The sequence below is a fragment of the Saccharopolyspora sp. NPDC045941 genome (genome assembly GCF_056431445.1).
In genome coordinates this window covers 1-19,566 of the sequence record NZ_JBWKKU010000053.1, presented here as the reverse complement: position 1 = coordinate 19,566, position 19,566 = coordinate 1, and the positions used below count along the sequence as shown (strand labels likewise).

Here is a 19,566-nt window from a genome sequence, read left to right as displayed (position 1 = left end):
CACCCCGGCCGCGGACCAGCTTGCCCGGCTCGTGACACACGCGGGTGGTGCTTGCACAACTTTCCGGGCACGTGTGCTTCTTCTTCGAAGCGGCGCAGCCGCTTGGCCCACCCAAGCAACTCGCACCGCCGCGGGGTTCTCCCGGCGAGGACAGCCCCGGCGTGGTTGCACAGTGAGAAGGCCGCAGCAACTCCCTCAGGGGCCGCCCGCCACGCAGAACAAGCCTGGAAACAGGTTCAGCCGGCGATCAGCGGGTGCGCGCCACCACGTAGTCGACCAGCATCGACAGCGCTTCGCGGGCCGGGACGTCGGGCAGCGACGCGAGTTCCTTGCGGGCGTCGTCGGCGTACTCGTCCAGGGTGGCGCGGGTCCGCGCGAGCCCGCTGGACCCGCGCAGCAGCTCCAGCGCCTCGTCGACCTCGGCGTCCTCGCTCAGCGGCCGGGACAGCAGGTCGCGCAGCCGAGGGGAGGTCTCCGCGTCCGCCAGCGCGTACAGCATCGGCAGCGTCCGGACGCCCTCGCGGAGGTCGGTGCCCGGGGTCTTGCCCGATTCCTTGGCCGGCGAGGCGATGTCGATGATGTCGTCGGAGATCTGGAAACCGGTGCCGATGATCCGGCCGATCCGTTCCAGGGCGTCGATCGTCGCCTCGTCCGCGCCGGAGAACCAGGCGCCGAACCGCCCGGCGGTGGCGATCAGCGATCCGGTCTTCTCGAAGATCACCTTCAGGTAGAACTCGACCGCGTCCTCGTCCTCGCCGACCCCGACGGTCTCCCGCATCTGACCGGTGACCAGCGCCTCGAAGGTGCCCGCCATCTCCCGGACCGCGGCGCCGCCCAGATCGGCGATCAGCCGGGACGCCTGGGCGAACAGGAAGTCACCGGTCAGGATCGCCACCGAGTTGTCCCAGCGGGCGTTGGCGCTGGTCGCGCCGCGCCGCATGGTCGCCTCGTCCATCACGTCGTCGTGGTAGAGCGTGGCGAGGTGGATCATCTCGATCACCGCGGCGGACTTGATCACCTCGTCCGCGGCGGGGTTGCCGAACTGCGCGGCCAGCAGCGTGAACAGCGGCCGGAACCGCTTGCCGCCCGCGTCCACCAGGTGCAGCGAGGTGCGGGTGGCGAACTCGAGGTCACTGCGCACGGATTCGCGCAGGAGCCGCTCCACCCGGTCCATGCCCTGCCGCACCGAGTCGGCCAACGCCTCGTCGGCGATGTCGACGAACCCGCCCAATCCACCCGCGGACAGGTCGTTGATCGGGTCACCCGCTGACTTGCTCACGTCACCGTCGCCTTCGCTCCCCCGGTTCGCCCTACGGGCGAGCACTCTACGACACGAAGCCGCCGACGTTCGCCCAGTCCAGCGCCAAAGTCGGCAGCACGCCCAGCAACAGCGTGACGACCACACCGAGCGTGATCGCCGCTGTCGTGAACGCACCCGGCACGCTGACGGTGGGGCCGTCCTCGGCGGGTTCGCTGAAGTACATCAGCACGATGACACGAAGGTAGAAGAAGGCGGCAACCGCACTGGCCACCAGGGCCACCACCACCAGCGGTGCCATGCCGTCGGCCAGCGCCGCCTCGAACACCACGAACTTCCCGACGAAACCGCTAGTCAGCGGGATGCCGGCGAGGGCGAACAACAGGAAGGTGAACACCCCTGCGACCAGCGGAGAACGCTTCGCCAGCCCCGCCCAGTCCGAAAGGTGAGTTGCCTCACCATCGGCGCGCCGCACCAGGCTGATCACCCCGAACACGGCGATCGTCGTGAACCCGTAGGCCAGCAGGTAGAACAGCGTGGCGGACAGGCCGCGACCGGTCAGCGCCAGCGAGCCGATCAGCATGAACCCGGCGTGCGCGACGGACGAGTAGGCGATCATCCGCTTGATGTCGCGCTGCGTCAGGCCGAGCACCACGCCGATGACCATCGAGGCGATCGCGACGGCCCACAGCACGCCGCGCCACTCCCAGCTGGACGCCTGGAACGCGACTTGCAGCACCCGCAGGATCCCGCCGAACGCGGCGACCTTGGTGCAGGCGGCCATGAAGGCGGTGACCGCGGTCGGGGCGCCCTGGTAGACGTCCGGGGTCCAGGTGTGGAACGGGCCGACCGAGGCCTTGAACAGCAGGCCCACCAGCAGCAGGCCGAGCCCGGCGAACAGCAGCGTGTCCGAGCGGTCCGAACCGGCGGTGGCGTCCGCGATCGCCTGCAGCTTCACCGAACCCGCGTAGCCGTAGAGCAGGGCCAGGCCGTACAGGAAGAACGCCGAAGCGAACGCGCCGAGCAGGAAGTACTTGACCGCCGCCTCCTGCGACAGCAGCCGCCGGCGCTTGGCCAGCCCGCACATCAGGTACAGCGGCAGGCTCAGCACCTCGAGCGCGATGAACATCGTCAGCAGGTCGTTCGCCGCGCAGAACACCATCATCCCGCCGAGCGAGAACAGGGCGAGCGGGAAGACCTCCGTGCGCATCCCCGCGACACCGGCGGCCGCGCGGGTCATCGCGCCCGGCCCATCGGTCGCCCGCGACTCGGCGACGAACGCGCCGCCCGGCTCCACCGAGCGGTCCGCGATCAGCAGGATCGCGCCCAGGCCGAGCGCGAGGAGCGTGCCCCAGAGGAACAGCGTGGGCGGGTCGATCGCGAGGGTGTCGGACAGCGTGGTCACGCCGGTGCTGCCGGAGCGGGCGTACACCGCCAGCGCCACCCCGGCGACGACGATCGCCACCAGGCTCAGCCCGACCTGGACCGACCAGCGCTGGTGCCGCGGCAGGAACGCCTCGACGAGGATCGCCAGGCAGGCCGCGCCGAGGATCACCAGGACCGGCGCGATGGCCGCGTAGTCGATCGGCGGGATCTCCACGGGCGGGAGCTGCGCGAAGGCAGCCGGCCCCTGCGTCAAAGCACCCACTGTCAGTTACCTCCCTGCGAGGTCACGGGGTCGGTGACGCCGACCTCGCTCATGGTTGCCGCGACCGACGGGTTGATCACGTCCAACACCGGCTTCGGGTAGAAGCCCAACGCGAGCACCAGCACGATCAGCGGGGTCAGCACCGCGATCTCGCGGGCGCCGAGGTCGGCCACCCGCAGCCGGTGCGCGCCCGGCTTGTTCGGGTCGGTCACCGCGCCCGGGCCGCCGGCGGTGCCCAGCAGCGCGTCGCCGCGCACCGGGCCCTGCATCGTCCGCTGGTACAGCCAGAGCACGTAGACGGCGGCCAGCACCATGCCGATGGTGGCGAGCACCGTGTAGACCGGCTGCGTCTGGAACGCGCCGACCAGCACCAGGAATTCGCTGATGAACGAGTTCGTGCCCGGCAGCGACAGGGTGCTCAGCCCGGCGATCAGCAGCGTGCCGGCCAGCAGCGGCGCCACCTTCGCCATGCCGCCGTAGTCGGCGATCCGGGTGGAGCCGCCGCGCGCGATCACCATGCCGATCACCAGGATCAGCATGCCGGTCGCGATGCTGTGGTTGATCATGTACGACACCGCGCCCACCTGCGCCTGCGAGGTGAACGCGAAGATGCCCAGCGCGATGAAGCCGAAGTGCGCGATCGACACGTAGGCGATGAAGCGCTTGAGGTCGGTCTGGCCGAAGGCCTGCAGCGAGCCGTAGAGCACGCCGATCACCGCGAGCACCAGCACCAGCGGGGCGAGCAGCTTCGACGCCTCCGGCGTGAGCGGCAGGCTGTAGCGCAGGAAGCCGAAGGTGCCGACCTTGTCGAGCACGCCGACGACGATCACCGCCACGCCGATCGGCGCCTGCTGCGCCGCGTCCGGCAGCCAGGTGTGGAACGGGATCAGCGGGGCCTTGATGGCGAACGCGGTGAAGAACCCGAGGAACAGCCACACCTGCACGCTGGTCGGCGCTTCGGAGAGCACCGGCACCAGCGTCGCCCAGTCGAAGGTGCCGGTGCCGGTGACCTCTGCGCTGTAGACGTACGCGCCGAGCGCCGAGGCCAGCATGATCAGGCCGCCGAGGAAGGAGTACAGGAAGAACTTCACCGCGGCGTAGGTGCGCTTCTCGCCGCCGTAGCCGCCGATGAGGAAGTACATCGGGATCAGCATGATCTCGAAGAGCACGTAGAACAGGAACAGGTCGGTCGCGGCGAACACCGCCACCGTCAGGGCCTGCTCCAGCAGCAGCAGCGAGAAGAAGCCGCCGTGGGTGCGCCCGGCGGGCAGCCGCTCGCCCCAGCTGTAGCCGAGCACCAGCGGGGTGAGCAGCGCGATCACCGCGATCATCACCAGCGCGATGCCGTCCACGCCGAACGAGAGCCGGATGTCGAACGCCGGGATCCACTCCACCGAGCTGGTGAGCTGCAGCCGCGGACCCGCCGGGTCGTAGGCGGCCCACGCGGCGAGCGCGATCACCAGCTCCACCAGGGAGAACCCGAGCGCGGTCCACTTGGCCACCGGCGCGTTGCCGCGCAGCAGCGCCACCACCACCGACCCGACGATCGGCAGCAGGATCAGTGCGAGGAGCAGGGTCATCGGATCTCCTCCCGGAGCTCACTCGGCCAACCGAGTCCACAGTGGACGTGCAGTTTCAATTGAAACCGCGGCCCGGATCCCCGGGGCGACCGCGGTTTCAATTGAAACCGCGGTCCGGGGCGCAGCCAGGTCGTCATGTCGGGATCCCCACTGCCATCAGGGCGGCGATCACCAGGATTCCGCCGAAGAGCATGGACAGGGCGTAGGACCGGACGAAACCGGTCTGCAGCCGGCGCAGGCGGCCGGAGCTGAAGCCGAGGAATCCGGCGATGCCGTTGACCGCGCCGTCGACGCCCTTGCGATCCACGGTGACCAGTCCGCGCGTCAGGCCGAACGTCGGCCGCACCGCCAGGGCGTTGTTCAGCGCGTTGCCGCCCAGGTCCGCGCGGGCCGCGCGGACGATCGGCGAAACCCGCTCCGGGCGCTCCACCGGCACCGGCTTGCGCCCGACCACCAGCCAGGCGATCAGCGCGCCCAGCGCGGACAGCGCGACGGTCAGCACCGGGATCAGCGCGTGCGGGATCGCGGTGTGCTCGGCCTCGTGCAGCTCGCCCAGCGACGGCGCCAGGAATCCGACCAACCGGTCGCCGCCGGCGAGGAACATGCCCGCCGCGACCGAACCGATGGCCAGCACGATCATCGGCGCGGTCATCACCGCGGGCGACTCGTGCGGGTGGAAGTCCTTGCCGTTGCTCGCCTTCAGGTTCTCCCAGCGCTTCGCGCCGAAGAACGTCATCAGCACCAGGCGGGTCATGTAGAACGCGGTGATCGCCGCGCCCAGCATCGCCGCGCCGCCGAACACCCAGCCGCGCCAGCCCTCCTGGCCGAACGCCGCCTCGATGATCGCGTCCTTCGAGTAGTACCCGGACAGGAACGGGAAGCCGATCAGCGCCAGGTAGCCGAGCCCGAAGGTGGCGAAGGTGATCGGCATGAACCGGTAGAGGCCGCCGAACTTGCGCATGTCGACCTCGTCGTTCATGCCGTGCATCACCGAACCGGCGCCGAGGAACAGCCCGGCCTTGAAGAAGCCGTGGGTGAGCAGGTGCATGATGCCCAGCGCGTACCCGGCCGGCCCGAGCCCGACGGCCAGCATCATGTAGCCGATCTGGCTGACCGTGGAGTACGCCAGGACCTTCTTGATGTCGTCGTAGGCGCAGCCGATGATGCAGCCGACCAGCAGCGTCACCGCACCGACGATGGTGACGGCCAGCTGCCCGCCGGGCGAAAGCGTGAACAGCGGGTTGGACCGCGCGATCAGGTACACGCCCGCGGTGACCATCGTCGCCGCGTGGATGAGCGCGGACACCGGGGTCGGGCCCTCCATGGCGTCCGGCAACCACGCCTGCAGCGGCACCTGGCCGGACTTGCCGCAGGCGCCCAGCAGCAGCAACAGCGTGATGGCCAGCAGCACGCCCGGCGTGAGCTCACCGGCGCGGGCGAAGACCTCGGTGAACTGCGTGGTGCCGAGGTTGGCGAACAGCAGGAAGATCGCCAGCGCCAGCCCGACGTCGCCGACGCGGTTCATCACGAACGCCTTGGTCGCCGCCGCGGCCGCCGACGGCCGGCCCTGCCAGAAGCCGATCAGCAGGTACGACGCGAGACCGACGCCCTCCCAGCCGAGGTACAGGGTCACGAAGCTGTTGCCCAGCACCAGGACCAGCATCGCCGCGACGAACAGGTTGAGGTAGGCGAAGAACCGGCGGCGTTCGGTGTTGTCCCGCCCGGTGCGGCCTTCCTGGTCGTGCGACATGTAGCCGATCGAGTAGACGTGGATCAGCGAGCCGACGCCGGTGATCAGCAGCACGAACACCATCGACAGCGGGTCGATCCGGAGCCCGAAGTCGACCTGCAGCGCGTTCACCGGGATCCACGAGAACATGTGCAGTTCCCGCACCTGGCCGCTCTCCGGCATCCCGGCGATGGAGCTGAACAGCAGCAACCCGTACACGAACGACGCGATCACGGTGGCGCAGCCGAGGATGTGGCCCCAGCCGTTGGCCCGGCGCCCGGCGACGAGCAGGATCAGCGCGCCCAGCGCCGGGAACCCGACCAGCAGCCAGGCGTTCTGCTGGATCGCGCCGGCAGCGCTGACCACGTCCGGGTTGGTCCCGGTCAGGAAGGCCCCGGAATTCATCGCCGCGGTAATCGTATTTGCCGTCACCACGCGCCCTCTCAGTACTTCAGCAGGTTTGCGTCATCGACCGAGGCCGAGCGACGCGTCCGGAAGATCGACATGATGATGGCCAGGCCGACCACCACCTCGGCCGCGGCGACGACCATCACGAAGAAGGCCATGACCTGCCCGTGCACCGAACCCTCGATGCGAGCGAAGGTCACCAGCGTCAGGTTGACCGCGTTGAGCATCAGCTCGACGCACATGAACACCACGATCGCGTTGCGCCGCACCAGCACCCCGACGGCGCCGATGGTGAACAGCAACGCCGACAGCAGCAGGTAGTAGGTGGGGGTCACTGCCGGACCTCCTCGGAGGAGACGTGCTCGGACTCGTGGCCGTTGTTCTGGTGGGCCCCGTTCCCGTTGGTCTGCGGCGGCTTCTGCTCGGGCACCGGGGGCGTCTCCTCGTGGTGCCCGCCGGTCAGCGCGTGCGGGTCGGGCGCCGGCTCCTGGCCTGCGACCGCGCGCCGCTCGTCGCCGAGCCGGTCCGCGGGCAGGTTCTCCAGCAGCTCGGACAGCGACTCCGGCGCCACCGAGCCGTCGGGCAGCAGCGCCGGGACGGCGACCGAGTTGGCCGTCGCGTACACGCCGGGCCCGGGCAGCGGCGACGGGCGGGAGCCGCGGAACCGGGCTTCGGCCCGCTCCTTCTGGCTCAGCCGCGGGCCGCGGCCCTTGCCGCCGTAGGCCAGCACCATCGCGCCCACCGCGGCGGTGATCAGCAGCGCCGAGGTCAGCTCGAACGGGAACAGGTAGTCGGTGAAGATCAACCGGCCGAGGCCGCCGGCGCCGCCGCCGGTCGGCGTCCAGGGGTTCAGCGGCGCGGCGGGCGTCACCTCGGCCAGCGCCCGCGCCAGGCCGGACACCAGCAGGGCCGCCAGGCCGATGCCGCCGATCCCGGCCCACAACCGCTGCCCGCGCAGGACCTCGACCACCGAGTCGGACGAGTCGCGGCCGACCATCATCAGCACGAACAGGAACAGCATCATGATCGCGCCGGTGTAGACGATGATCTGCGTGAACCCGAGGAACGGTGCGCTCTGCGCCATGTAGAGCACGCCCAGGCACAGCATCGTCAGCACCAGCCACAGCGCGGAGTGCACCGCGTTGCGGGCGAACACCATGCCCAGCGCGCCGACCAGCGCCAGCGGTCCGAGCACCCAGAAGGCCACCGTCTCGCCGGTGCCCACCACGCCGCTGGGCGCCTGAGCGAGGAACTGCACCGCTTCGATGGTCATCTCCCGGCCTCCTCGTGCCCGGACTCGACCGTCTGCTCCGCCGGAACCCCTCGCTGCTGGGCCAGTTCCGGCCCGCGCACGTAGTAGTCCTGCTCGTCGTTGCCGAGCCGCATCGGGTGCGGCGGCTGCTCCATGCCGGGCAGCAGCGGCGCCAGCATGTCCGCCTTGGTGTAGATCAGGTCCTGGCGGTTGTCGTCGGCGGTCTCGTACTCGTTGGTCATCGTCAGCGCGCGCGTCGGACAGGCCTCGATGCACAACCCGCAGCCGATGCAGCGCAGGTAGTTGATCTGGTAGTCCTTGCCGTAGCGCTCACCGGGCGAGTACCTGGCCTCGTCGGTGTTGTCGCCGCCCTCCACGAAGATCGCGTCGGCCGGGCACGCCCACGCGCACAGCTCGCAGCCGACGCACTTCTCCAGCCCGTCCGGGTGCCGGTTGAGCTGGTGGCGGCCGTGGAACCGGGGCGCCGGGATCTTCTTGACCTCGGGGTACTCCTCGGTGACGACCTTCTTGAACATGGTCGAGAAGGTGACGCCGAAGCCCTTGATCGGATCAAACATTCCCATGAGGCGCCTCCTCGCCTTCCGGACCCGCGACCTCGCCCGCAGTGCGGTCGGCACCGCTGTGCACCGGGGTGCGGCGCGGCGGGGTCTCGGGGACTTGCAGGTCCAGCGGCGGAACGGGGTATCCGCTGCCGGCCAGTGGGATCTCGTCGGCGTCCTTGGCCGGTTTGCGGTCCGGGATCAGGAACGTCGCCGCCAGCAGGATCGCGATCACGATGCCGCCGCCGATGAGGAACTGCTGCGAGCTGACCGCTTCCTCGTTGCGCAGCGCCCGGATCACGGTGACCGCGATGATCCACAGCAGGCTGAGCGGGACCAGGAACTTCCAGCCCAGGTTCATGAACTGGTCGTAGCGCAGGCGGGGCAGCGTGCCGCGCAGCCAGATGAAGAAGAACAGGAACGCCACCGTCTTGCCGAGGAACCACAGCGCCGGCCACCAGCCGGTGTTGAGCACCCCGTCGCCGATCAGCGACAGCGGCCACGGCGCGTGCCAGCCGCCGAGGAACAGCGTGGTCGCCAGCGCCGAGACGGTGACCATGTTGATGTACTCGGCGAGGAAGAACAGCGCGAACTTCAGCGACGAGTACTCGGTGTGGAACCCGCCGACCAGCTCCGACTCCGCCTCCGGCAGGTCGAACGGGGCGCGGTTGGTCTCGCCGACCATGGACACCACGTAGACCACGAAGCTGAACGGCAGCAGGAGGAAGAACCAGCCGTCCTTCTGCGCCTCGACGATGCCCGAGGTGGACAGCGTGCCCGCGTACATGATCACCGCGACGAACGACAGGCCCATCGCGATCTCGTAGGAGATCACCTGCGCCGCCGAGCGCAGCGAGCCCAGCAGCGGGTACGGCGAGCCGGAGGCCCAGCCGGCCAGCACGATGCCGTAGACGCCGATGGAGGCGCAGGCCAGCACGACCAGCAGGCCGACCGGCAGGTCCACCAGCTGCAACGCGGTGGGCTCGCCGAAGATGGTGACCTCGGGGCCGATCGGGATCACCGAGAACGACACCAGCGCGGGCGTCGCGGAGATCACCGGGGCCAGGAAGTACACCCACTTGTCGGCCAGCACCGGCCGGATGTCTTCCTTGAAGGCCAGCTTCAGGCCGTCCGCCAGCGATTGCAGGATCCCGAACGGGCCCGCCCGGTTGGGGCCGGGCCGGTGCTGCATCCGCCCGATCACCCGGCGCTCCGCCCAGATCGTCAACAGCGTCATGACGACCAGGAAGACGAAGATCGCGAGGACCTTCAGCAGGATCAGCCAGAGCGGATCGTCGGCGAGCAGTTCCGCGGTTCTGGTCATGCTCTCCCCCCGTCGAGGTGGGTCGTGCCGCCGTGGCCGTTTCCGGCGGCGGGAGACATCGCCGTGGTGGCGGCGATGTCGACGACCGCGCCGTGGCCGACGCCCAGCGTCCGGTGCACCTTCGAGGCACCGGAGTCGGCGGGCAGCCACACCACGTCGTCGGGCATTTCGGCGAGCTCCGCCGCGAGCACGATCGCGCCCTTGGCGGTGCTGATCTCGATGCGCTGCCCGGCGCCGAGCCCGATCCGCTGCGCGGTGCCCGGCGAGAGCACCGCGACGGTGCGCCGCGCGGTGCCGGCCAGGTTCGGCTCGTCGGACTGCATCGATCCGTTGTCCAGCAGCTGCCGCCAGGTCGCCAGCACCGCCTGCCCCGCGCCAGGGCTCGGCGCCGCCGCGGGCGGCTCGTCCGGTGCGGGCAGCCCCGCGCCGAGGTGCGGCCCGACGCGTTCGAGCTCGGCGAGCGCGGCGGCCGGGGTCTGCGTGAACAGGTCCACGTCCATCTCCACCGCGAGGGTGTCCAGCACCCGGCAGTCCGGCAGCGCGCCGGTGCCCTCGATGGTGGTGCGGAACTCGCGGTGGCGGCCTTCCCAGTTCAGGTAGCTGCCGGCCTTCTCGGTGCTCGGCGCGATGGGCAGCACGACGTCGGCGTGCTCGGTGACCGCGCTCGGCCGCAGCTCCAGGCTGACCACGAAGCCCACGCGGCGCAGCGCCTTCTCGGCGAGCGCCGGGTCGGGCAGGTCGTTGGGGTCGACGCCGCCGACGACCAGCCCGGAGAGGTCTCCGGCGGCCGCCGCGGCGAGGATTCCGGTGACGTCGCGGCCGGCGCGGGCGGGCAGGGCGGCCGGGGCGAGGCCCCAGTGCCGCTCCAGCTCGGCGCGGGCTTCGGCGTCGGCCACCGGGCGTCCGCCCGGCAGCAGCGTCGGCAGGACGCCGACCTCGATCGCGCCGCGCTCACCGGCGCGGCGGGGGATCCATGCGACGCTCACCCCGGTCCGCTGCGCGGTGCGCAGGATCTCCGAGTACAGCCCGGGTACCTCCGCGGCGCGCTCGCCGACGAGGAGTACCGCCCCCGGCTGCCGCAGCGCCTCGTCCACATCGGACGGGAGCTCGCGCAGCGCCGCGGCTTCGCCGCCGGGCACGCACGGCACCAGCTCCCCGGTGCGCACCGGCCCGCCGTCGTGCACGATGACCGTCGTCTTCTCCACGCCCGGCGAGACCCACGGCGCCACGTGGAACACCTTGGTGCCGCGCTTGCGGGCCGCCTTGCGCAGCCGCAGGAAGACGATCGGCGATTCCTCTTCCGGTTCGAACGCCACGCACAGCACCGCGGGCGCGGACTCCAGGTCCCGGTAGGTGACGCCGTTGCCCGGGCTGGTGCCGACCACAGTGGACTCCAGGAACCGCAGCTCCTCGTCGGAGTGCGGCCGGGCCCGGTAGTCGATGTCGTTGGTGCGCAAGGCGATCCGCGCGAACTTCGCGTAGGCGTAGGCGTCCTCGACCGTCAGCCGCCCGCCGGGCAGCACCCCGACACCTTCGGCGTCACGCGCCTCGGCGAGCCCCTTCGCGGCCGCCTGCAGCGCCTCGGTCCAGGACGCGGGCCGCAGCTCGCCGTTCTCCCGGATCAGCGGCCGGGTGATCCGGTCGTTGGCGGTGGCGTAGCGGAAGGCGAAGCGGCCCTTGTCGCAGATCCACTCCTCGTTGACCTCCGGGTCGTCGCCCGCCAGCCGCCGCATCACCTTGCCGCGCCGCCAGTCGTTGCGGATCTCGCAGCCGGACGCGCAGTGCTCGCACTGGCCGGGCGTCGACACCAGGTCGAACGGCCGGGACCGGAACCGGTAGGCCGCGCTGGTCAGCGCCCCGACCGGGCAGATCTGGATGGTGTTGCCGGAGAAGTAGCTCTGGAACGGCTGCTGCTCGCCGATGCCGATCTGCTGCAGCGCCCCGCGCTCCAGCAGCTCGATGAACGGATCGCCCGCCACCTGCTTCGAGAACCGGGTGCAGCGCTGGCAGAGCACGCAGCGCTCCCGGTCCAGCAGCACCTGCGAGGAGATCGGCACCGGCTTGGCGAAGGTCCGCTTGGTGTCGTGGAAGCGGGACTCCGCCCGGCCGTGCTTCAACGCCTGGTTCTGCAGCGGGCACTCGCCGCCCTTGTCGCAGACCGGGCAGTCCAGCGGGTGGTTGATCAGCAGCAGCTCCATCACGCCCTGCTGCGCCTTGTCCGCCACCGGCGAGGTCTGCTGCGTCTTGACCACCATGCCGTCGGCGACGGTCATCGTGCAGGACGCCTGCGGCTTCGGCATCGGCCGCCCGCCCATCTCGACCTCGACGAGGCACTGGCGGCAGGCCCCGGCCGGGTCGAGCAGCGGGTGGTCGCAGAACCGCGGGATGGTGATGCCCATCCGCTCCGCGGTCCGGATCAGCAGCTCGCCCTTGGGCGCCACGACCTCGATGCCGTCGATGGTCAGGCGGACGTACCCCTCCGGTACCGGACGGGTCTCGGCTTCTGGTGCCACGGTCATCGGGCCGCTCCTACCAGTGCGGACTCAGCGGTCTTGTTCTTCTCACACAGCGCGAGGAACTCCTCGCGGAAGTACTTGATGCCGCTGACGATCGGGCTGACCGCGCCGTCGCCGAGGGCGCAGAACGAGCGGCCGAAGATGTTGTCGCACACGTCGAGGAGGGTTTCGATGTCCTCCTCGGTGCCGTGCCCGTCGACCATCCGCTCCAGCACCTGCGCCAGCCAGTACGTGCCCTCCCGGCACGGCGTGCACTTGCCGCAGGACTCGTGCTCGTAGAACTGGGTCCACTTCATCACGGCCCACGGCACCGACACCGTCTCGTTGAACACCATCACCGCGGTGGTGCCCAGCATCGACCCGGCCTCGGCCGCGCCCTCGAAGTCCAGCGGCACGTCCAGGTGCTCGGCGGTGAACATCGGGGTCGACGAGCCGCCCGGCGTCCAGAACTTCAGCGGGATGCCGTCCTTCATGCCGCCCGCCAGCTCTAGCAGCTCGCGGAGCGTGGTGCCCAGCGGAGCCTCGTACTGGCCGGGCCGCTCGACGTGCCCGGAGATCGAGTAGATCTTCGGGCCGGGCGACTTCTCGGTGCCCATCTTGCGGAACCACTCGGCGCCGCCGTTGACGATGAAGGGCACCGAGGCGATCGTCTCGACGTTGTTCACCGTGGTCGGGCAGGCGTAGAGCCCGGCGGCGGCCGGGAACGGCGGCTTCAGCCGCGGCTGCCCGCGCTTGCCCTCCAGCGAGTCGAGCAGTGCGGTCTCCTCGCCGCAGATGTAGGCGCCCGCGCCGGCGTGCACCACGATGTCCAGGTCGAAGCCCGAGTCCAGGATGTTCTTGCCGAGGTACCCGGCCTGGTAGGCCTCGTGGACCGCGTTGTTCAGCCGCCGGATCGGGTGCAGCGCCTCGCCGCGCACGTAGATCATGCAGTGGTTGGCGCGCATCGCGTAGCTGGCGATGATGCAGCCCTCGATCAGCGAGTGCGGGTCGGCCATCATCAGCGGGATGTCCTTGCAGGTGCCCGGCTCGCCCTCGTCGGCGTTGATGACGAGGTAGTGCGGCTTGACCGGGTCCTTGGGCATGAAGCTCCACTTGACCCCGGCCGGGAACCCGGCGCCGCCGCGGCCGCGCAGCCCGGCGCCCTTGACCAGCTCGATCAGCTGGTCGGGGTGCGCCTTCAGGGCCTTGCGCAGAGCGGTGTAGCCCTCCAGCTGCTCGTAGGTGCGCAGCGTCCAGGAGGTCGGCGACAGCCACCGCTTCGTCAGTACCGGGGTCACCGGGCTGGTGCTGGGTTCGGTCATGGCCACCCTCACTTCTTCTCCGGCAGCGGCGGGAGTTCCGCGTCGTCGGGCATGCTCGGCGCGGTCCAGCCGCGCTCGTTGGCCAGCTGCGCGCCGCGCATCGTCTCGACCGCCGCCGACGGCCCGGCCACAGTGGACTCGAGGTCGTCGAAGAAGCCCGCCAGCTGGCGCTCCGCGCCGCGGAAGTCGGAGAGCGCGGGACCGCGCGTCGGCGCCGGCTTCTCCCCGCGCTGCAGGGCCTTCACGAGCTCCAGCGCCTGCTCCGGCGTCTGGTTGTCGAAGTACTCGTAGTTGACCTGCAGCACCGGGGCCAGGTCGCACGCGGCGAGGCACTCGGCGTGCTCCAGGGTGATCGAGCCCTCTTCACCCGGCGTGCCGGCAGTTTCGTTGTGCCCGACGCCGAGGTGCTCGCCGACCTTCCGGTAGATCTCGTCGCCGCCGAGCGCCGCGCACATGGTGTTGGTGCAGATGCTCACCAGGTGCTGGCCGCAGGGCTTGCGCTTGTACATGGTGTAGAACGTCGCGACGGCGCTGACCTCCGCAGTGGACAGTGCCAGCTGCTCCGCGCAGAACTGGATTCCCGCGGCGCTGACGTGCCCCTGCACCGACTGCACCAGGTGCAGCATCGGCAGCAGCGCCGACCGGGACTCCGGGTAGCGCGCGATGATCTGCTTCGCGTCGGCCCGCACGTCCTCGCCGAACACCGACGTGTCAGCGGTTTCGTGAACCGCCTCTTCCGTCGTGGTGAACTCGAACTGCTCGGTCATCGATCCACCCCGCCCATCACCGGGTCGATGGAGGCGACCGACGCGATCGCGTCCGCCACCAGTCCGCCCTCGACCATGGCAGGCATCGCCTGCAGGTTCACGAAACTCGGTTCCCGCACGTGCACCCGCATCGGCCGGGTGCCGCCGTCGGAGACCACGTGGTAGCCGAGCTCGCCGCGCGGCGACTCGATCGGCACGTACACCTGGCCCGGCGGCACGTCGAAGCCCTCGGTCACCAGCTTGAAGTGGTGGATCAGCGACTCCATCGACTGACCCATGATCTTGCGGACGTGCTCCAGCGAGTTGCCCATGCCGTCCGGGCCGATGCTCAGCTTCGCCGGCCAGGCGATCTTCGCGTCCTCCACCATGTGCGGACCGGGCTCGAACTTGTCCAAGCACTGCCGGATGATCTTCAGCGACTGGTGGATCTCCTCCAGCCGCAGCAGGTACCGGGCGTAGCAGTCGGCGTCGGTGCTGGTGGGCACCTCGAAGTCGTACTCCTCGTAGCCGCAGTACGGCTGGATCTTGCGCAGGTCCCAGGCGAGCCCGGCGGAGCGCAGCAGCGGGCCGGTGACGCCGAGCTGCAGGCAGCCGTCCAGCGGCAGGTACCCGACGTCCTTCAGCCGCTGCTTCCAGATCGGCTGGCCGGTGAACAGCTTGTCGTAGTCCGGCAGCCGCTTGTCCATCACCTGGATGAAGTTCAGGATCTTCTCCCGGTAGTCCGCCGGGAGGTCCTGGGCGACGCCGCCGGGCCGGATGAACGCGTGGTTCATCCGCAGGCCGGTCAGGTACTCCAGCAGGTGCAGGACCTCTTCGCGCTCGCGGAAGCCGTAGGTCATGCCGGTGGTCGCGCCCAGCTCCATCGCGCCGGTGGCCAGGAACACGAGGTGCGAGGAGATCCGGTTGAGCTCCATCAGCAGCACCCGGAACACCTGCGCCCGCCGCGGCGCCTCGATGCCCAGCAGCTTCTCCACCGCCATGCAGTAGGCGGCCTCGTTGTGCAGCGGCGCCAGGTAGTCCATCCGCGTCACGAACGTGACGCCCTGCGTCCAGGTGCGGTACTCGGTGTTCTTCTCGATCCCGGTGTGCAGGTAGCCGATCACCGAACGGGCCTTGGTGACCGTCTCGCCCTCCAGCTCCAGCACCAGCCGCAGCACGCCGTGGGTCGACGGGTGCTGCGGGCCGAGGTTGATGACGACCCGCTCCTCGCCGGCCGTCTCGTCGATGAACTCGTCCCAGTCGCCGCCGGTGACGGTGTAGACCCGGCCCTCGGTGGTCTCCCTCGACTCCGCCTCGCCCGGCTGGGCGTGCGGGTCGCCGAGGCCGGTGTCGGCCAGTGGTTCGGTAGTCATCTCCAGCACCTCTCCGCGGTGTGCTGCGGTCCTCGGACCGCAATTTCAATGGAAATCGAAGCTCCGATTTCCATTGAAATTGCGGAAAACCCACGCCGCCCGGCCATCACGAGTACGCCCTGCGCTGGTCCGGCGGTGGGATCTCGGCGCCCTTGTACTCCACCGGGATCCCGCCGAGCGGGTAGTCCTTGCGCTGCGGGTGGCCGTCCCAGTCGTCCGGCATCAGGATCCGGGTCAGGGCCGGGTGTCCGTCGTAGACGATGCCGAACATGTCCCAGGTCTCGCGCTCCTGGAAGTCGGCTGTCGGGTACACCGGCACGACGGAAGGAACGTGCGGGTCGTCGACCTCCAGCGCGACGTCCAACCTGATCCGGTGCCGGTAGGTCATCGACGTCAGGTGGTACACCGAGTGCAGCCGCTGCGGCACGTCCGGGCCGTAGTCCACACCCGACACCGAGCTGCACAGCTCGAAGCGCAGCGCCGGGTCGTCCCGCAGCGTCCGGCAGACCTCCAGCAGGTGGTCCCGCTGCACGTAGAAGGTGATCTCGCCGCGATCGACGGTCACCTGCTGCACGGTGTCCGCGGGCAGGCCCTGCTCGTTCAGCGCCGCGAAGAAGTTGTCGGCGAACTCGTCGAACCAGCCACCGAACGGGCGCTCCGCCGCGGGCGGCACGTAGGCCGGCAGCCGCAGGCCGCCGTAGCCGGAGGTATCGCCGGTGCCGCGAACCCCGAACATGCCCTGCCGGGCGCGACCGGAGACCGGCGCGGGACCCTGCCGGGCCGGCTCCATCGCCGAGGACTGGGATTCATTGTCTGCCAACCGAACTCACCTGCCCGCTTTGAGCTCGCGGGGGCGCTTCGGCGCTGCGTCCAGCGCCCCCAACGACGGATCGGAACCCAACTCCTGGCGCTGCTTGGCCTGCTGCCGCTCGGCCCGGCGCCGCTGCGCCCAGTTCTTCGGCGCGTACCGCTCGGAGGACGGGATCATCGGGGTGCGCTCGCCGCTCTCCAGCTTCAGCTGCGCCCGCTTCGCGTTGATCGGCTCGTCCATGATCTTGGCGTGCAGCTTGAGGATCGCGTCCAGCAGCATCTCCGGCCGCGGCGGGCATCCCGGCAGGTACATGTCCACCGGCACCACGTGGTCCACGCCCTGCACGACCGCGTAGTTGTTGAACATGCCGCCGCTGGAGGCGCACACGCCCATCGCCAGCACCCAGCGCGGTTCCGGCATCTGGTCGTAGATCTGCCGCAGCACCGGCGCCATCTTGTTGGTCACCCGGCCCGCGACGATCATCAGGTCGGCCTGCCGGGGGGTCGCGGAGAACCGCTCCATGCCGAAGCGTGCGATGTCGTAGCGGGAACCGCCGACGGTCATCATCTCGATCGCGCAGCAGGCCAGCCCGAACGTCGCCGGCCACATCGACGTCTTCCGCGTCCAGTTGACGAGCTTTTCCACGTTGGCCAACAGGATGCCGTTGGGCAGCTGCTCTTCGAGCCCCATCTCCGGCACTCCTTCCCGCGTCGCTGCGGCTAGTCCTTTGAGAGTCGTACGGTCGTCTTGCTTGGCGGTGCTAGTTCCAGTCGAGGCCGCCGCGGCGCCACACGTAGACGTAGGCGAAACCGACGGTGGCGATGAAGAGCACGATCTCGACCACGCCGAACAGGCCCAGGGCGTCGGCGGAGACCGCGAACGGGTAGAGGAAGACCATCTCGATGTCGAACAGGATGAACAACATCGCGGTCAGGTAGTAGGCGACCGGCATCCGGCCGCCGCCGATGACCGGCTGCGGCGACGGTTCGATGCCGCACTCGTAGGCGTCGAGCTTCGCCTTGTTGTAACGGCGGGGACCGACCAGCGGCGCGATCGCGACGGAAAACACCGCGAACGCGAGTGCCAGTGCGAACAACAACACCAGCGGGACGTAGGGATCGAGCACTCCGCTGCCCTCCTTCGGCGGCCCCCGCCGAGACGCAGAACACATCTACGGCTTTGGTGCGCACTCTATGCGGTCGACCGTATCGACTCCGTAGTGAGGCGAACCTAACTTTGAGACGTCCGGCACACTGCTCGGGACATCTGACCAGACTCTTGCGCTCAAGCGCTAGGGGTCAGCCGAGTAGTGGTGCTGATCACACGATCCATGGCGTCGCCGCCCTTCTCGTCGTACAGATTTGCCAACAGTTTCAACACGAAACGCATCAGCGTCGCCCTCGGTAGACCATGCTTGGTGGCCACCTTCATGACGGTGGGATTGCCAATCAACTTGCTGAAGATGTTGCCCATCCGGAAGTAGCCGCCGAGCGCCTGCTGCACCACCGTCGGGTACCGCCGCAGCGCCTGCTCCCGCGAGAAACCGGCCGGCCGGGCGAGCGCGTGCACCACGCATTCCGCTGCCAGCGCGGCAGATTCCATCGCATAGGCGATGCCCTCGCCGTTGAACGGGTTGACCATCCCGCCGGCGTCACCGACCAGCAGCAGCCCGTTCCGGTAGTGCGGCGTCCGGTTGAAGCCCATCGGAAGCGCCGCCCCGCCGATCCGGCCGGTGGCGTTCTCCTCCCTGAACCCCCACTCCTCCGGGGTTCCGTCCAACCAGGAACGCATCAGCTGGCGGTAGTCCGTCTTGCCGTAGGCCTTGGAGGTCGACAGGATCCCGAGTCCGACGTTGACGGTGCCGTCACCCATCCCGAAGATCCAGCCGTAGCCCGGCAGCAGCTTCGGCTCGTCCGGGTTCGAGCGGTCCCACAGCTCCAGGTGCGACTCCAGGTAGTCGTCCTTGCTGCGCGGGCTCGTGTAGTACCGGCGCACCGCGACGCCCATCGGCCGGTCGTCGCGCTTCTCGATGCCCGCCGACAGCGCCAACCGGGCCGAAACCCCGTCGCAGGCCAGCACCAACGGCGCGCGGTAGGTGACCGGGGTCCGGTCCGGGCCGGCCTTCGCCTCGACGCCGACGACCCGGCCTGTCCGCTCGTCGGTGATCGCGCCGGTCACCGTGGTCTGCTGCAGCAGCCGGGCCTCGGCGCGCTGGGCGTTGCGGGCGAGCAGGTCGTCGAAGTCGTTGCGGGGGCGGACCACGCCGTAGGGCGGGAAGGCTGCCAGGCTCGGCCAGTCCAGTTCCATCCGCACGCCGCCGCCGACGACCCGCAGGCCCCGGTTGTGCAGCCAGCCCGCTTCCTCGCGGGTGTCGATGCCCAGGTCGATGAGCTGCTTGACGCCCCTCGGGGTGATGCCGTCGCCGCAGACCTTCTCCCGCGGGAACACGCTCTTCTCGAGAAGCAGGACGTCCAGGCCGGCGCGGGCCAGGTACGTCGCAGCCGTCGATCCGGCCGGTCCTGCTCCGACGACGATCACCTCGGCGTCCTCGTCCGGTCGGCGGCGGCTGGTGGCGCTGGTCATGACACTCCTTGATCCGGTGCAATGCGCGGCGCGGCCCGCTCGTCCCGGTGGACCGCCCCGGGAACCCGCTTGTGAACGAGTTCACTAACTCCCGAGTCTAAGCCGGACGAACCTCGCGATCGAGCCCTCGAACTACGCCACCCGAGTGAGCATCACCCCAGTTAGGGCACCCGAAGTAGGCCGACCAGGTGACCTCCGCGCGCCCCCGGGACGCGGCCGGCGCACCCGAGGAGCCCGCGGCGGCACTCGCGTTGCCACCTCGGCGCGAGCGAGTGATTTTTCCCAGAGGAGGCACTTTTTACCGGTTCGCGTGAACTGTGCGAGAACAAAAAAGGGTCCCTTCTTTTCCGGTGGACCGGAAAAGAAGGGACCCTTCTCACAAAATGTGTCGGCGGTGTCTTACTCTCCCACACCCTGTCGAGTGCAGTACCATCAGCGCTGGGGAGCTTAGCTACCGGGTTCGGAATGGGACCGGGC

Annotated in this window: 16 protein-coding genes and 1 rRNA gene; all 17 read right to left on the bottom strand. The window is 69.7% G+C overall.

Translation table 11 applies throughout. The features are described from left to right. Positions 1–247: 247 nt before the first annotated feature. On the bottom strand, positions 248–1,279 hold the full coding sequence (locus tag AC07FN_RS33095) for a polyprenyl synthetase family protein (RefSeq protein ID WP_478399157.1): 1,032 nt from the start codon (positions 1,277–1,279) through the stop codon (positions 248–250). 46 nt (positions 1,280–1,325) lie between these two features. After that, the gene (gene nuoN, locus AC07FN_RS33090) at positions 1,326–2,858 is read right to left on the bottom strand and encodes an NADH-quinone oxidoreductase subunit NuoN (RefSeq protein WP_478399191.1); all 1,533 of its coding nucleotides are present in this window, start codon (positions 2,856–2,858) and stop codon (positions 1,326–1,328) included. A 50-nt stretch (positions 2,859–2,908) separates the two neighbouring features. Further along, positions 2,909–4,486 (bottom strand): NADH-quinone oxidoreductase subunit M, encoded by a 1,578-nt coding sequence (locus AC07FN_RS33085; protein ID WP_478399156.1) that lies wholly within the window; start codon positions 4,484–4,486, stop codon positions 2,909–2,911. A 133-nt stretch (positions 4,487–4,619) separates the two neighbouring features. Beyond that, complete coding sequence (gene nuoL, locus AC07FN_RS33080; protein WP_478399155.1) at positions 4,620–6,620, bottom strand: NADH-quinone oxidoreductase subunit L; 2,001 nt, start codon at positions 6,618–6,620, stop codon at positions 4,620–4,622. Positions 6,621–6,658: 38 nt separating this feature from the next. After that, a complete protein-coding gene (nuoK, locus tag AC07FN_RS33075) occupies positions 6,659–6,958 on the bottom strand; it encodes an NADH-quinone oxidoreductase subunit NuoK (RefSeq protein WP_270947525.1) in 300 nt (99 codons plus the stop codon). Next, positions 6,955–7,896 carry an NADH-quinone oxidoreductase subunit J gene (locus tag AC07FN_RS33070; protein WP_478399154.1) on the bottom strand — a complete coding sequence of 314 codons (942 nt, stop codon included), beginning with the start codon at positions 7,894–7,896 and terminating at the stop codon, positions 6,955–6,957. The genes nuoK and AC07FN_RS33070 overlap by 4 nt, the downstream gene beginning before the upstream one ends. After that, entirely contained in the window at positions 7,893–8,459 is a 567-nt protein-coding gene (gene nuoI / locus AC07FN_RS33065; protein ID WP_452616294.1) for an NADH-quinone oxidoreductase subunit NuoI, read from the bottom strand. The genes AC07FN_RS33070 and nuoI overlap by 4 nt, the downstream gene beginning before the upstream one ends. Continuing rightward, positions 8,446–9,759 carry an NADH-quinone oxidoreductase subunit NuoH gene (gene nuoH, locus AC07FN_RS33060; protein WP_478399153.1) on the bottom strand — a complete coding sequence of 438 codons (1,314 nt, stop codon included), beginning with the start codon at positions 9,757–9,759 and terminating at the stop codon, positions 8,446–8,448. The genes nuoI and nuoH overlap by 14 nt, the downstream gene beginning before the upstream one ends. After that, positions 9,756–12,278 (bottom strand): NADH-quinone oxidoreductase subunit G, encoded by a 2,523-nt coding sequence (locus tag AC07FN_RS33055; RefSeq protein ID WP_478399152.1) that lies wholly within the window; start codon positions 12,276–12,278, stop codon positions 9,756–9,758. Before AC07FN_RS33055 ends, nuoH begins: the two co-directional genes overlap by 4 nt. After that, on the bottom strand, positions 12,275–13,576 hold the full coding sequence (gene nuoF, locus AC07FN_RS33050; RefSeq protein WP_478399151.1) for an NADH-quinone oxidoreductase subunit NuoF: 1,302 nt from the start codon (positions 13,574–13,576) through the stop codon (positions 12,275–12,277). Before nuoF ends, AC07FN_RS33055 begins: the two co-directional genes overlap by 4 nt. An 8-nt stretch (positions 13,577–13,584) precedes the next feature. After that, positions 13,585–14,343, bottom strand: coding sequence for an NADH-quinone oxidoreductase subunit NuoE (nuoE, locus tag AC07FN_RS33045; RefSeq protein WP_358574893.1), 759 nt, complete (start codon positions 14,341–14,343; stop codon positions 13,585–13,587). Next, entirely contained in the window at positions 14,340–15,695 is a 1,356-nt protein-coding gene (locus tag AC07FN_RS33040; protein ID WP_478399150.1) for an NADH-quinone oxidoreductase subunit D, read from the bottom strand. Before AC07FN_RS33040 ends, nuoE begins: the two co-directional genes overlap by 4 nt. A gap of 106 nt (positions 15,696–15,801) precedes the next feature. Beyond that, positions 15,802–16,515 (bottom strand): NADH-quinone oxidoreductase subunit C, encoded by a 714-nt coding sequence (locus AC07FN_RS33035; protein ID WP_478399149.1) that lies wholly within the window; start codon positions 16,513–16,515, stop codon positions 15,802–15,804. A gap of 6 nt (positions 16,516–16,521) precedes the next feature. Next, positions 16,522–17,196: a NuoB/complex I 20 kDa subunit family protein gene (locus AC07FN_RS33030; protein WP_452616287.1), complete on the bottom strand. Its 675-nt coding sequence runs from the start codon at positions 17,194–17,196 to the stop codon at positions 16,522–16,524. Between the two features lie 70 nt (positions 17,197–17,266). Then, positions 17,267–17,677 carry an NADH-quinone oxidoreductase subunit A gene (locus AC07FN_RS33025; protein ID WP_044577159.1) on the bottom strand — a complete coding sequence of 137 codons (411 nt, stop codon included), beginning with the start codon at positions 17,675–17,677 and terminating at the stop codon, positions 17,267–17,269. A gap of 113 nt (positions 17,678–17,790) precedes the next feature. Further along, a complete protein-coding gene (locus AC07FN_RS33020; RefSeq protein ID WP_478399148.1) occupies positions 17,791–19,089 on the bottom strand; it encodes a geranylgeranyl reductase family protein in 1,299 nt (432 codons plus the stop codon). A gap of 386 nt (positions 19,090–19,475) precedes the next feature. Further along, positions 19,476–19,566: ribosomal RNA gene (rrf, locus tag AC07FN_RS33015) — 5S ribosomal RNA — on the bottom strand; the annotation flags it as partial.